This window comes from Lysinibacillus sp. Ag94, assembly GCF_023242215.1.
Lineage (GTDB): Bacteria > Bacillota > Bacilli > Bacillales_A > Planococcaceae > Lysinibacillus.
This window is the reverse complement of record NZ_CP096780.1, coordinates 1150262-1164567: the sequence shown is the minus strand read 5'-3', so window position 1 is coordinate 1164567 and position 14306 is coordinate 1150262. Positions and strand designations below refer to the sequence as shown.

The window sequence follows — 14306 nt, the reverse complement described above, 5'->3', positions numbered from 1 at the left end:
ATTAGATTTTATTCCGATAAAAGCTAAAATTGTTCCGGTAAATCTTCAAAGTATCTATTTAAACGGCCGAGCGCTTTCCTGTGCGCGCCCAGCCTTCACTCCACTCAGTTAAGCCTTTTTTAAAGAAAGCATCCCTTCTAATAACAAGGGAACCATTTCATCAGAAGGCTCGATATTCAATAAATGACAGCAAAGCGGAGCTATTTGTAACTGTGATACAATCTCATCGTTAATGCCTGCTTTAACGTGATCCGAAATAACAAACATTGGTACATGACGATCCTCAGCTGTTGTGCCTCCATGATTACCATCACTCGTCATCCCATGATCTGCTGTCACGATCACTTCATAGCCCTGCACAAGACATTTTGGGATAAATAAAGATAATAATGCATCAACTGCTAAAACACGATTTCGATATTGTGCCGAGTCAGCCGTAAATTTATGACCGTCATCATCTACATTCATCGGATGAATATATAAGAAATCTGGTTGCTTTTGATCCATTAGCCAAGCAGCTTCAGCAAATAAATGACTGTCTGGATAGTGATCCTCAAAGTAGAACAGTCCATTCTCAATCGGCAATTGAGTATCTAATTGCAGCCTGTCCTCCATATGCACAAATGGTGCACGATTATATAGCTCACTTACCCAATAATAGGCAGCAGCTGCTGTAGATAGACCGTTTTCTTTCGCTAAATGAAATAAACTATGTTGCGTCGATAAACGCACTGTCATATTGCTCGTTACTCCATGTACAATGGGTGGTGTCCCCGTTAAAATCGTTTCATATAAAGGCCTTGATAGTGAAGGTACCTTTGAGCAAACCTTGTAGCGTGCTGCTATTTTACGTTCAACTAAATGGTGCATAAATCCCATATGGGTACAAGCTGTATCAAAGCGAAGTGCATCTACGACAATTAAGACAACTTTATTATTTTCCATGAATTAATACCTGCTCCTGATATTGTTGTGGAATTTGCTTTGTTGTTTCTTCCCATTTCTTTTGGTCTTTTACTGGCTGTGCATTTTTGTACATTTCCGCAGGTAATAATAGCTTCTGAACCTCTTGAGGTAATTGAACCTTGTCACGAATTGGACGAGCATAACCCTTCGCTAAATTTTCTTGTCCTGCATCCGATAAAATGTATTCACGAGCTAGCATTGCTGCATGAGGATTTTTAGCATATTTATTTATGATTGTTGCATAGCCTGATGTTACAGAGCCTTCTGATGGAATGACGACATCAAAACGTTTCTCATCAATTTGGTGTCGATAGCCAAGTGCATTAAAATCCCATAAGATGGCTACATCAATCTCGCCTTTTTCTAAATTCGCAACAGTTGGATCTCCTTTTAAACGCCCTTGTTTTGCTAAGTCTGCAAAAAAGTCTATTCCTGGTTGAATATTCGATTCATCGCCACCAAATGCCATTGCAGCTGCTAAAATTGCAAACTGGGCTTGATTTGCTGTTAAAGCATCACCAATGCTGACCGTGTAATTTCCGTTTTTAATATCCTCCCATGATTTCGGGGCATTTTTGACGTTGTTTTTATCAGTTAAAAATGAAATAGTTCCTGTGTAACCCACGATCCAATGGCCTTCATTATCCTTTGCCCAGCCTGGTATTTCATCCCAATAAGATGTTTTATACGGTAATGTTAAACCCTTGTCCTTGGCAATCGGTCCAAAAGCAATTCCGACGTCACCAATATCCGCAGTGGCATCATCCTTTTCCGCCTCAAACTTCGCTAGCTCCTCAGCACTCGACATGTCTGTATCCTTATGCTTAAGGCTATATTCAGTACCAAGATCAGCCCAAGTCTCTACCCAGTTAGCCCATGTATCTGGCATTCCGACAGAATTTACAGTGCCTTCTTCTTTTGCCTTTTTCGTCATCTCTTCAAGTGTTAAATCACTTTTGACTTCATTTGAACTAGATGAACCGTCGGAACAAGCTGCCAACATTGAAATTGCTAATGCTCCAATTAGACCTTTCTTCCACAACTTTTGAATTGCCATGAGTTGGAACCTCCATTTGTTTATGTTTGTTTTCATTTGCCTTACAACATTTATGTTAGGAAACAAACATTAAGCAAGTATGGAGGACATTAAAATATTCAGTAAAAATTATGAAGGAATTATGAAAATCTATAAAATGATTATTAATTAAAGGGGGATTGTAAAAGTTATAGAGGAGTAAGTAGGAATCTAGCCTGTATGCGCACGTTATGTAGCTTTCTAAGACGTGCACACACTCTAGATTCATTTTATAAACCAAGAAAATCTGCATATGTATGCGGCTCGTTTTCTTTTAAAATTGTTAAAAATGTAAAGGCAAGCTGTACAACTGACCACCATTTCATATTGTAGGACATCTCAAAGTGGGCAGGTGCTAATGTAAAAACATCTTGAAAAATATCAAGTGGATCAATGTTTTGATCATTTAATATCGAGAGAAAACCTAAAAACAACGTATGGTCCTTGACTTCAATCATTTTTCCATCAACAAGTGCATCAATATTTTCGGGTTGCTGAAAATTACATTGTGTCGCAACATACCTTTCCAAATCCTGTGTGCGCTGTCTTTCTTCACGTTCTTTTTTCTTTGCAATAAAATCAATGACGTTATCCACGTGCATCGCCTCTTCTTTTTTTCTTTTATTGTAGCATTTTTTACAATACTATTGCCCGAACACGCTCCCCATTTTTTCCTTTTCGGAGAAAACAAAAAGATTGATATTAGAAATTTTGACAAAATAATCCTTTCCGTATGAATAGCTAGGCATCATTGCGTAGGGTTAATTTCCGCTCCGGCTAAGCGTTTTTTTGAGGGTGTCTGATGAGCCCCCTTCAATTTTCCGTTTCACATTACATTTACAGAGTTTGGTATTTATACAAATTTATAAAATAAACAGATATACTTAACAGAGGGGGGCGATTAGATGAATAAGTGGCTAAAAGTTTGGAGCATTTTCATTTTTTCAATTGGGGGAATAGTGATACTACTACTATTCGGGATTATCTATTTATTTTTTAGTTTTAGAGCATCGATGATACCAGATAAAAAAGAAGAGGAAAAGGTAATTTCACAAGCAGAACAATACATACAAGAGAAATATCCAACTATGAAATACGAAATTTCCCATGTCCTTTTTGATAGTGATGATCAATACCCTGATTTTGAATATGCTGCAATGATTTTAAATACAGAAACACAAAAAACATTCAAGGTTTATGAAAATAAAAATACGAAACAAATAGAAGACGATATAACAATTCAAGAAGAAGCAACATTCATAGAACAATTAAGACCAAAAGTTTATAGTTATATAACTAAAACATTTGGGGAACCAGAAAGTATTTCATTTACACCTACATATCATACAAGAGGTACTCCTACGCTTACTATTAGGTTAAATAACAAAAAAGAAGAAGTAAACGAAGAAATGTTTCAATCTTTTATTGATTCTTTACAGCATGAATTGAATGTCGAACATGCAAATGTAAGTTTTTTGTATGATAATGAAACTGAACATTGGAATATGGAATTTTAATAAAAGAAGCTGTTCAAAAGTCCATAACGTGGGAAATTGATCTGGCGCTTTGCATAGTTTATTTAAACGAGCAAAAAAGTGGCTGGGACAAAAAGAAAAATGTTAGACTGATTGTATTTCGGTCTAACATTTTTTTGATTTAGGAAGGAATACTCTACTATTGAAGCGAAAAAGTTATGATCTATTTTCACTGTTTTTCATAATCGAGTTCTGTCCCAGTCCCTTTATTACATGATAAAACATGACCAAAAGCGAAGCGACAGCCACAATTATGTCAAGGTGTCGGGATTGTTATGGTCACTTTTCCTCCACCGGCTGCTAAATCATTATCGATACGCAGTGTTCCACCATGATTTTGAACAATGGATTGGGCAATATAAAGTCCCATTCCATGATGATTTCCTGCATTTCTGCTTGGATCTCCACGATAAAACTGTTTGGTAGCCTCATTTAAATCTCTCGGAGAAAATCCACACCCGTTATCGGTAACGGTAAATTGAATAAAATCAGCAGCACTTTGAACAGTTAATACCACCTTTCCATTTTCAGGTGTGTGCTCTACAGCATTGGATACGACATTTAAAATTGCTCGATAGAACTGCTCTTCATCGATTACTATAATTGCAGGGAGCATTTCCTTTTGGACATTTACTTGAAGCTTTTTTTCCAACGAAAGAGCTCTCATTTGATGTTCTATTTCTGTTATCAATGCATCTGTTTTAACATTCTTTTTTTCACGAACGATATTTTTCTCCATTTTTGATAAATCAATTAGCTCTTTTGTGAATTTTTCTAATGCCATTGTATTTTTCAAAATATAATTATTATATTCTTTTTGACTATCATCTTGATCAGTATCCTGCAAAAGCTCTGCATTCCCTCGAATAATTGTAAGTGGTGTTTTCAGATCGTGAGCAAGAGCAGAAATTTGTTCTCTACGTGCTTGTTCTGATTCCCATTGTTGTTTTAAGGAGCTGTTTAAAGCCTCTCTCATTTGCTCAAGAGAAATGGATATTTCATCTATTTCACGTATACCTGACGGGCTTATCGTAAAATCCAAATTTTGATTTTGTATTTTTTCAATCGCTTCCTGCAAGCCAAACATTTTTTTCTTAAGCTTTCTTCCAAAATGGATCGCAAGGACAGTTGCTATAGTTATAATTCCTATAATAAATAATAAAATATCTAATAGTTGTGGATTAGGTAAATACTTCCTCATAATAGCCGAACGATACTGTGGCACTAAATCATACCGTAATATACAAATCTCATTTTCTCGCTCTATTAACGAGTAAAATTGGGTGATACCTTGAGATTGTTCTTTTTTCATTGCATTCCAAGCTTTAAAAGCTTCCTTCTTTGAAAGATTTCCTGCAAGAAGTTTACCTTCTTTAGAGAAGACTGCGTAATCAACAAGGTCTGGGATAATATCAGCCGTAACTGAACTACTAGACGCAATACGATCCCTTGATAATGAAATTTGAGTTTCTGCATAATTTGCTGGTAATACGATGTTGGTAGAAAGGGCAAACAACGTTAAACAGATCAGTACTACTACTAACAAAATGGTGCCTAAACTTAAAAAAAGGAGGTATCGAAGAAAAAAAGTATGTAGTCGTGTTCCTTTAGTAGGCTTTATTGTCTCCATTTATATCCGATCCCCCAAACAGTGTCAATGGCGTCAACATGAAAGGCATGTAGCTTTGAACGAATATTTTTTATATGCTCTGTAATAGCAGTACTGTCACTCTTCCCATCAAAGCCAAAAATAGTTTCATAAATCTTTTCTTTAGAAAACACCTGTCCTCGATTTCGAGCTAGATATTCGCATATTTCGTATTCGCTTTTTGTCAGCATTACCTTCTCCTCATTTACAAACAGCTCTTTACCTGAAAGATTGAAGTGAACATTATCTACAAAAAGAATACTACGTCGTTCTCTTTTTTCGCGTCTCAAATGCGCATTCACTCTTGCACGTAGCTCTCCAATGCCAAACGGCTTAATAATATAATCATCTGCGCCAAGACCTAGACCATACATTAGATCCTCCTCCAACGATTTAGCCGTTAAAAAAAGGATAGGACAATCTACCGCATGACGTATTTGACCACATAAAGTAAATCCATCAATTTCGGGCATCATCACATCCAGTAAAATTAAATCGAAGGCACCAAGATTCATTTTACTTACTTCTGTTGCATCAGAGACTACCGTTACTAAATGTTCATCTTTTAGTAATGCATTTTTTATCAATACTAAAATACCTTTTTCATCATCTACCGCTAATATTTTCGCCATATTTCTACCCTCATCATTTCTTCATTCCCTAACTTTCTGATTTTCTTCCTTCCCATCTCCAGAACCATAAGCAAGAAAGGACTAATGCGAACAATGTTCCGCATACGGAAGCAATAATACCTTCCTGTAATCCTATTTCCACTGTCGATAAGTCAACTCCTGACGCTTTTATTGTCCATAATGAAACAAAGTGACCACCCCAACCATACGGTATAAATGACCAAATGCCATCACCTAATCCAGTGAGTAATAAGGCTACTAGTAGTGATCCCACAATCCCTAATCCGATTGAAGCACCTTTACCAAAATAAAGACTAACAAAAAAATGCAAAATATATAAAAATGCAAAGCTTACAAATAGAATACATCCAGCTATAAAATAAAATCGATAACCAAAAGTAGCTTCATGCAAAAGCTCAATAAAACCAACACTAAAAATACCGAAAGACAGTAATATGGCTCCAAAACTAAATAATAATAACAGTAGCAACTTGCTTAAATAGGCTACTATTTTTGTTTTAGTAGTTGTTAGCATCCCCTGAAAATGTCCTGCAGTTGCTTCTTGCTCCGCTGCCATCGCACAAACTAACCCAATAATAATTGGAAACCCGCATGCTACTCCTTGGAGATAAGCCGTTACCCTATCATTGAAACCCCATGGTGAATAAGTATAGTATGCTAAAAATATCCCTGAAATAATGATAGGTACAATTAAATGTGTGAGTAAAAAAGGCGTTCTTTTTGTTTTAAGAAACTCTGCTCTAAGTAATCTTAACATTCCCATACGCTATTTCGCCTCCCTTTTTTGGAACCATCGTGCAGTAAGGAAGCTTATTAAAGCAAACCACACTAAGGCAATTAATATACCTGGAGCTATAACCCACGTGTTTAACAATGGACTTCCCTCAGGCACTGGCAGACCATTTGGTAAAATCTCTAGTGTTGGACAAATTAATCTTGCTGTAATGGCGTAAGGAACACTATACCAAAAATCCCCATTCGCAAATGCAATCATACCAGCAAAATTACCAACTATATTTATTAAAATAGCAATATAAGTTCCTAATTTTGTTGCAAGGAATAAACAAAGTGGAATTTGCCATAAAAACGTTACGAAAATTAATAAACTACCTGTAAGACTATTAATGAAAGAATAACTATTACCAAATAATATTCCACCAGCAGTAATACCAACAAAGAAAATAAGTGTAGTTAATAACAACCATCCACTACATGCAAGTATTTTACCAAACCAAATCTTCTTTAAGTCAATCGGCATTGCGAGAATACTGTGGTATTTCAATTTGGCATCTTTTTCCACCACTAGTGCACAACATACCGTCAGTGCTCCTGGTAAGAGCATTGTATACCACCAATTATAAGCACCCTTTTGAAAAAATGCCCCTCCCATTAATAATGCAGTAAGTAATAACGCCACAATGGGTGCTAGCCACACTAATTTAGGGATATAAGTCTTTTTCCATTTTAATCTTTCAGCCTTCATAATTGAAATCATGTTACATGCCTACCTTTCCATTAGCAGACACTACTTGCATAAATAATGATTCTAATTCCTGACCTTGTGGAGCAACTCCCTGATAGCCTAATTTCCCTCCTGCAATGATACCAATTTCATCAACAACCTGCTCTACCTCTGACAGGATATGACTAGATAAAATGACTGTAATCCCTTGCTCTGGAAAAGATCGGATTAGCTTTCGAAGCTCTTGAATACCGATTGGATCGAGACCATTTGTCGGCTCATCCAGAATTAAAAGCTTTGGATAGTTTAATAGCGCAATAGCTATTCCAAGACGCTGTTTCATCCCTAACGAAAACTGTCCTGCACGTTTTTTTCCTGTGTTAGTCAAGTCTACGATTCTTAATACTTCGTCAATACGTGACTGGGGCAACCCGAGAGCAATCGTTCGAACCTTTAGATTTTCTCTTGCCGTTAAATTTCCATAAAGTGATGGTGTTTCAATTAATACACCAATGTCTTTTAAATCATTGCGATTCCATTCACGTCCATTAAAAAGTATCTTCCCAGCATTCGGACGCAGCATACCTGTTATCATTTTTAACGTTGTCGATTTCCCTGCGCCGTTAGGACCGAGTAAACCGTAAACAGTATTGCGAGGTATCGTTAACGACAAGTCCTCCACAATTTTTTGTCCCTTAAAGCTTTTACTAAGATTTTCTGTTTGTAAAATAATATCTTCCATCTGATAATCATCTTCCTTTCGATGATTATAGTGTAGAAAATGATTATAAGGAATTTATAAGGATATCAAAAAATTTTTGAAGAACACAACTATAAAAATCAAATTGATCGACAAAACGGGGGGGGTGATTTCCGTTCCGACTGAGCGCTTTGTAGCTGACGCTTCGCTTTCGCTACAGAAAACATTTGTTGCTGTCGCTTCGCTTTCGCACAGAGCAAAGCTTCCTGGGGGCGCCCGATGAGCCGCTTTGCTTCGCTGCAGGGTCTCGGGCCAACAGATGTTTTTTGCGCGAAAGCGTGAGTGCAACGTAGCGACAGCAGCACGATGTTGGTCACGAAGGCGTTATCACAGGATGTGATGCTTTTAGCCTTCGTTCCTCTATTGCTAATCCCCAAGGAGTCGCTCAGTCTCCACTCCAATCAACCACTTCACAGAGCATGTATCATTTCATTGACATAACAGTCTTTCAAAAACACAAAAAGCATTTGGAGGAATTCCAAATGCTTTTTCATGCAATAAAAATTTAATTTACATAAATTCTTTTACTAATTCATTAAAATCATTTTCGCTCATTTTAATATCGATATCCGTTAATGGTAGCTCTGAATAACCTGGTACTTTTTCTTGATAGGAAGCTGTTTCAGTATTTTGATAAATAATACCTGTTACTAAACCTTCATGCTCCATTACTGTACGCATTGCCATACCACGGTCAGAATTGTCATAGCCTTCAATATCAGCGAGCTTCGTTAAGTTTTCTTTAAACCAATCGTACGTGTTCACTTTGTTATACGTAACACAAGGTGAGAATACGTTGATGAATGAGAAGCCTTTATGATTAATGCCCGCTTCAATTAAAGCTGTTAATTCTTTAATATCCGTTGAGAATCCTTGTGCGACAAAAGTAGCTCCGCTTGTTAAAGCTACTTCTAACGGTTTTAATGACGGCTCAATCGCACCACCTGGCGTAGATTTTGTAATAAATCCTGCAGCGGAACGTGGAGATGTTTGCCCCTTTGTTAAACCATAAATTTGGTTATCCATCACAACGTATGTGATGTCAATATTACGACGGATAGCATGAATGGTATGACCCATACCAATCGCAAATCCATCTCCGTCACCACCAGAAGCAATAACGTTTAAATCACGGTTAGCCATTTTTAAGCCTTGTGCAATTGGTAATGCACGACCATGAATACCGTGGAAGCCATATGAATTAATGTAGCCTGAAATACGACCAGAACAGCCAATCCCCGAGATAACCGCTAATTCATTTGGTTCAATACCGACGTTTGCCGCGGCACGTTGAATCGCTGCCTGAACAGAGAAGTCGCCACAGCCTGGGCACCAGTTTGGTTTCACTGTATTACGAAAATCCTTAAATGTTGCCATTAGCGAGTCAACTCCTTCACACGATTTTCTAATTCACCTGGCAAGAATGGTGTACCATCATATTTTGTAATAGTCTCGATTTTATCGTGACCACCAACATTCATCTTCATAATATTTGCTAATTGACCTGTGTAGTTATTTTCTACAACGATTACTTTTTTCGCTTTTGCTACAAGTGGTGCCACCTCAGCAGATGGGAATGGGTGAATTAAACGAATATGTGCATGGTTCACCTTCATGCCTTGAGCATTTAAGCGTTCTTGTACTTCTTCAATAGCTCCACGTGTTGAGTTAAAGCCCACTAACAAAATATCAGCTTCTTCGTGTGGCGCATTTGAATGTACTGGACGATCAAATTTCAATGCTGCTAGCTTACGGAAACGTTTATCCATTTGTACTTGACGGTTACCAGATGCTTCAGACGGTTTACCCGTTTCATCGTGTTCAACCCCTGTTACATGGTGAATACCATTCAACGTACCAGGTAGCACACGCGGTGAAATACCATCTTCTGTATCTTCATAACGTTTGAAGTATGCTTTATCGGCTGCTTCTTCAATGTCGCCTGTAACAATTTTCCCGCGACGAATTTCAATTTTATTGTAATCGAATGGCTCTACAGATTGTTTACCTAGAGATAATTGTAAGTCTGTCATTAAAATAACTGGTAATTGTAATTCCTCTGCAATGTTAAATGCTTGGATTGTATCAAAGAATGCTTCTTCCATTGTAGATGGTGCAATTACTACTTTTGGAATTTCACCATGCGTACCATATAACATCGCCATTAAATCTGATTGCTCTTGTTTTGTTGGTAATCCTGTTGATGGACCACCACGTTGCGTATCAACAACAACTAGTGGTTGCTCTGTCATACCTGAAAGACCAAGTGCTTCCATCATTAATGAAAGACCAGGGCCGGCAGAAGCTGTAAAAGCACGAACACCACCAAAGTTTGCACCAATTGCCATTGTCGCTGCAGCAATTTCGTCTTCTGTTTGAATAACCGCACCACCGAATTTCGGTAATTTTTTAATAAGATATTCCATAATCTCAGAAGCTGGTGTAATTGGGTAGGCTGCCATAAAGCGTGTCCCAGCTGCAAGTGCACCAAGTGCAACTGCATCGTTTCCGATCATGAACATACGGCGTTTACCATCTGCTGGTGCTAAAGCCCAGTCACCTACACGATCTCCTAACAGCTCATTCATTAATTCATGACCACGTGCAATGGCCTCCATATTTTTCTGAACAACTTCTTCACCTTTTTTGCCAAAAATATCATCTACAACATTTTGGAACACTTCGTCCTCAAGATTTAGCAATGAAGCTGTTGCCCCGATCGCCACCATATTTTTCATTAACGAAGTACCAAGCTCTGCCGCTACCTCTGTAAAAGGTACTACAAATAAAGGCGCTTTTGAATCTTCTGGCTTCACTGGAGTAAATTTTGAATCCGCCAAAATAACGCCTGTTTCTGTTAATTCCTTATAATTGACGTCGATTGTTTCTTGGTCGAACGCTACTAAAATATCTAAATCATCCGCAATTGAACGTACTTCTGTTGGACGAACTGTAATTTTATTATTCGTATGGCCACCTTTAATTCGAGAAGAGAAATGACGATAACCGTATAGGAAGTAGCCTAAACGATTCATTGCCGTTGAGAAAATTTCGCCTGTACTTTCAATCCCTTCACCCTGTTGCCCACCGACTTTCCATGAAAGCTGATGTAACATGTCAACAACTCCTTAGATCCATTGTATATACTATTATTTTTCCTTCATAAGTTTAACACGAAGAAACGGTCTACACTATTGTTATTCCTTGATTTAAACGAAAATCAGACCTTTGACTGAAAATGGCGTTCATAAAGTTGTAATTTTCAAATCAACTAAGTTTAAAAAATTTATTTGCCGTTTTCAAGTGACATTTAACATATTTGTATGTAGAGCATGTAGGATTCTCTTCCTCAAATTCCGATTGTCAATATAAACGAAAAAAATGCCTTGCAGCTTATTATGTGCAAGGCATTTTACTTCATTACTTTTTTATCGAATACGTTTTTCCACAAGAAGCTTTAAAGCTGTACGTTCCTCACCAGCAATTAAAATATCGGCAAACGCCGGTGCGCAAATTAAATCTGTGCCACTTGGCGCTACAAATCCGCGTGCAATGGCCACTGCTTTCACGGCTTGGTTAAGTGCACCTGCCCCAACTGCCTGCATTTCTGCTTGCCCTTTTTCTCTGATTACCGCGACTAATGCACCTGCAACTGAATTTGGATTAGAGCGTGATGATACTTTTAATGAATCCACAATTATTCCTCCCCGTTTCGCGAATAGTGTTTACGCTCAACAACTCATGTCCCCCTTTTTTTGGACCTTAAGTTATTGTCGATAGGTCATTTTATGCTCGGTAAGAAGAAAATAGACTATTTTCATTTCTTATATATCAAAACAATCTAAAAAGACTGATATTTACAGTTAGAAGATTACTTTGTCATTGAAATAAATACGCCATTTTAAATAACTTAGGGCTCCTTTGCAAAACGTGGGATGATTTCCGTTCCAGGCTACTCGCTTTCCTGTGGACGAGCGCCGAGCCGCTTCCTTCGCTAAAGGAACGAAGGCTAAGTGCGTCACATCCTGTGACAATGCCTTCGTGACCAACATCGTGTTGGCCTCAGGGTCTCGCCTGTCTCGCTTTCCCACGGGAGTCGAGTAGCCTTCCACTCCAATCAGCGGTAGTGTAGAGCTTTTATAAGTTTTCATCATTTCAAAAGTGAACACTATTGCTACTTATTATAATCGAAAAGAAAAGACTTATAATAGTGACACAATTGTACACCTGTTATTTCTGAACTTTTGCACAGACAAACCCCTTTGTTGAAGTTTCGTTTTATCACTATAAATTTTGAGTGACATGCCAGAAGGTACAAACTTGTGAAATGGTTGATTGGAGAGGAGGCTGGGCGACTCCTTGGGGATAGCGATAGAGGAACGCGAGTGAAGCGGCTCATCGGACGCCCCAAGGAAGCTTTGCTCTGTGCGAAAGCGAAGCGTCAGCTACAAAGCGCCCAGTCGGAGTGGAAATCAAACCCTCGTTTTGTTGAAGAGTCATTTTTTATTATGACGCTTTAATTGAATAACAAATTTTCAAAACAAAAAACTATTGTGCATTTTTAATACACAATAGTTTCTATTCTTATGCTTGGAACGGATAATCTTCGTTTATATAAATTCGTTCACAATGTAGAGCTTTTCCTGTCTTGTCATCAATTTCAACAAAGAAACCACTTAACACATCGCGTCCTTTTTTAGGCACTTCGAAACGAGATGGCATATTTGTTTGGAATCTATAAATGACACTTTCCTTCGTCATCCCTAAAATTTCATCGTATGGACCTGTCATACCAACGTCCGTAATATAGGCTGTCCCATTTGGGTAAATACGTGCATCCGCTGTTTGCACATGTGTATGTGTACCAACGACTGCTGATGCCTTTCCATCTAGATGCCAGCCAAGTGCAATTTTCTCGCTTGTTGCTTCCGCGTGGAAATCAACGAACACAAGCGGTGACGTTTTACGAGCTTCTTCGACTAATTCATCTGCCATCGCAAAAGGATCCTCATGGGGCGGTAAAAAGACACGACCGTGTAAATTAATGACCGATAATGTGACACCATTTTTCGAAATTTGCACCATCCCCTTACCTGGGGCCTCACTCGAAAAGTTCGCTGGACGGATTAAATAATCCGCATCGTCAATAAAATCAAAAATATCTTTATTATCCCAAGTGTGATTACCCATCGTAATAACATCCACACCCATTTGTAGTAAATCATTATAAATATTTCGTGTTATACCACGTCCTGCTGCTGCATTTTCACCATTGGCAATAACAACGTCTGTGTTATATTTTCTCTTTAAGCGTGGTAAATATTTTTCCACTGCATCGCGGCCAATCGAACCGACGATATCTCCAATAAATAGTACTTTCATTTGACAAGACCACTCTTTCTTTAATTAGCACCTTTTAGTTTACCATCTACTCCTAGTAAATCGCAAAATAAAACGCAAACCCATCCTAGATTTGCGACTAAGAATGTTATTTAATTTCAATTATCTGTATATTGATAATAATATTGACTTTTCGGCATGCTATATTTATTTAACACAACACCAATAATATTGGCCTTCGAAGCAGCTAAGAGTGTTTTCGCTTTTCTTACATCCTCTTTTTCTACATTACCCGCACCGACAATTAATAACGAACCATCACATTTATTCGATACAATTTGAGCATCAGCTACAGGTAATAGCGGGGGGGTATCGAAAATGATAAGATCAAATTTATGATTTACCTCTTCTAAAAATCTATCCATAGTAGGGGATAACAGTAATTCCGCTGGATTCGTTGGAATTGGTCCACTTGTAATAATAAACAACCCTTCCACAGATGTGTCCTGTAATACTTCATCATACTGACATTTTCTTTCTAATATTGATGATAACCCAAATAAATTAATAATATTAAATATATTATGCAACGTTGGTTTACGCATATCAGCATCTACGAGCAATACCCGTTTTCCTTCTTGTGCAAAAACAACACCAAGATTGGCAGCATTTGTTGATTTTCCTTCACCGGGTATAGTAGACGTAACTAATATTGTTGTAAGACCTTGCTTTGGCATAGCAAACTTAATATTCGTACGAATTGTCTTAAATTGCTCAGAAATCATTGATTTTGCATCCAAAGCTGTAAGAAGTTGTCGCGGTTTTGTTAACAGCTTCTGGTTCTTTTTCTTTTTAGAATGAAACATT

The 14306-nt window shown here is 37.7% G+C and carries 15 protein-coding genes; 2 read left to right on the top strand and 13 right to left on the bottom strand.

Features of this window, described 5'->3' with window-relative positions; genetic code table 11:
• Nucleotides 1–108: 108 nt before the first annotated feature.
• The 3 genes from MY533_RS05170 to MY533_RS05160 form a co-directional block, all read right to left on the bottom strand.
• Nucleotides 109–945, bottom strand: a complete 837-nt coding sequence (locus MY533_RS05170; RefSeq protein WP_248718252.1) for an alkaline phosphatase family protein — start codon at nucleotides 943–945, stop codon at nucleotides 109–111.
• Entirely contained in the window at nucleotides 935–2023 is a 1089-nt protein-coding gene (locus tag MY533_RS05165; protein WP_248718251.1) for an ABC transporter substrate-binding protein, read from the bottom strand. The genes MY533_RS05170 and MY533_RS05165 overlap by 11 nt, the downstream gene beginning before the upstream one ends.
• 248 nt (nucleotides 2024–2271) lie before the next feature.
• A complete protein-coding gene (locus tag MY533_RS05160; RefSeq protein WP_248718250.1) occupies nucleotides 2272–2643 on the bottom strand; it encodes a 2-oxoglutarate ferredoxin oxidoreductase subunit beta in 372 nt (123 codons plus the stop codon).
• 303 nt (nucleotides 2644–2946) lie between these two features.
• Here MY533_RS05160 and MY533_RS05155 point away from each other — a divergent pair, with 303 nt between their 5' ends.
• Nucleotides 2947–3558: a hypothetical protein gene (locus MY533_RS05155; RefSeq protein WP_248718249.1), complete on the top strand. Its 612-nt coding sequence runs from the start codon at nucleotides 2947–2949 to the stop codon at nucleotides 3556–3558.
• Between the two features lie 274 nt (nucleotides 3559–3832).
• On the opposite strand, the gene MY533_RS05150 is transcribed toward MY533_RS05155, so the two are convergent.
• The 8 genes from MY533_RS05150 to MY533_RS05115 all read right to left on the bottom strand — a co-directional run bounded on the left by MY533_RS05150 (nucleotide 3833) and on the right by MY533_RS05115 (nucleotide 11794).
• Nucleotides 3833–5206 carry a sensor histidine kinase gene (locus MY533_RS05150; protein WP_248718248.1) on the bottom strand — a complete coding sequence of 458 codons (1374 nt, stop codon included), beginning with the start codon at nucleotides 5204–5206 and terminating at the stop codon, nucleotides 3833–3835.
• Nucleotides 5194–5856: a response regulator transcription factor gene (locus MY533_RS05145; protein WP_132357344.1), complete on the bottom strand. Its 663-nt coding sequence runs from the start codon at nucleotides 5854–5856 to the stop codon at nucleotides 5194–5196. The genes MY533_RS05150 and MY533_RS05145 overlap by 13 nt, the downstream gene beginning before the upstream one ends.
• Nucleotides 5857–5884: 28 nt before the next feature.
• Nucleotides 5885–6640 (bottom strand): lantibiotic immunity ABC transporter MutG family permease subunit, encoded by a 756-nt coding sequence (locus MY533_RS05140; protein WP_248718247.1) that lies wholly within the window; start codon nucleotides 6638–6640, stop codon nucleotides 5885–5887.
• 3 nt (nucleotides 6641–6643) lie between these two features.
• Entirely contained in the window at nucleotides 6644–7372 is a 729-nt protein-coding gene (locus MY533_RS05135) for a lantibiotic immunity ABC transporter MutE/EpiE family permease subunit (protein WP_248718246.1), read from the bottom strand.
• Nucleotide 7373: 1 nt separating this feature from the next.
• On the bottom strand, nucleotides 7374–8081 hold the full coding sequence (locus MY533_RS05130) for a lantibiotic protection ABC transporter ATP-binding protein (RefSeq protein ID WP_132357347.1): 708 nt from the start codon (nucleotides 8079–8081) through the stop codon (nucleotides 7374–7376).
• Between the two features lie 528 nt (nucleotides 8082–8609).
• A complete protein-coding gene (locus MY533_RS05125) occupies nucleotides 8610–9476 on the bottom strand; it encodes a 2-oxoacid:ferredoxin oxidoreductase subunit beta (protein WP_248718245.1) in 867 nt (288 codons plus the stop codon).
• On the bottom strand, nucleotides 9476–11215 hold the full coding sequence (locus tag MY533_RS05120; RefSeq protein WP_248718244.1) for a 2-oxoacid:acceptor oxidoreductase subunit alpha: 1740 nt from the start codon (nucleotides 11213–11215) through the stop codon (nucleotides 9476–9478). Before MY533_RS05120 ends, MY533_RS05125 begins: the two co-directional genes overlap by 1 nt.
• 312 nt (nucleotides 11216–11527) lie before the next feature.
• Complete coding sequence (locus MY533_RS05115) at nucleotides 11528–11794, bottom strand: stage V sporulation protein S (RefSeq protein WP_004224903.1); 267 nt, start codon at nucleotides 11792–11794, stop codon at nucleotides 11528–11530.
• A 627-nt stretch (nucleotides 11795–12421) separates the two neighbouring features.
• Between MY533_RS05115 and MY533_RS05110 the strand changes: the two genes are divergently transcribed.
• Nucleotides 12422–12619 (top strand): hypothetical protein, encoded by a 198-nt coding sequence (locus MY533_RS05110; RefSeq protein WP_248718243.1) that lies wholly within the window; start codon nucleotides 12422–12424, stop codon nucleotides 12617–12619.
• Between the two features lie 64 nt (nucleotides 12620–12683).
• On the opposite strand, the gene MY533_RS05105 is transcribed toward MY533_RS05110, so the two are convergent.
• Nucleotides 12684–13481 carry a TIGR00282 family metallophosphoesterase gene (locus tag MY533_RS05105; RefSeq protein WP_132357353.1) on the bottom strand — a complete coding sequence of 266 codons (798 nt, stop codon included), beginning with the start codon at nucleotides 13479–13481 and terminating at the stop codon, nucleotides 12684–12686.
• 116 nt (nucleotides 13482–13597) lie between these two features.
• Nucleotides 13598–14305, bottom strand: a complete 708-nt coding sequence (locus MY533_RS05100; RefSeq protein WP_305883995.1) for a CpsD/CapB family tyrosine-protein kinase — start codon at nucleotides 14303–14305, stop codon at nucleotides 13598–13600.
• Between the last annotated feature and the right edge of the window lies 1 nt (nucleotide 14306).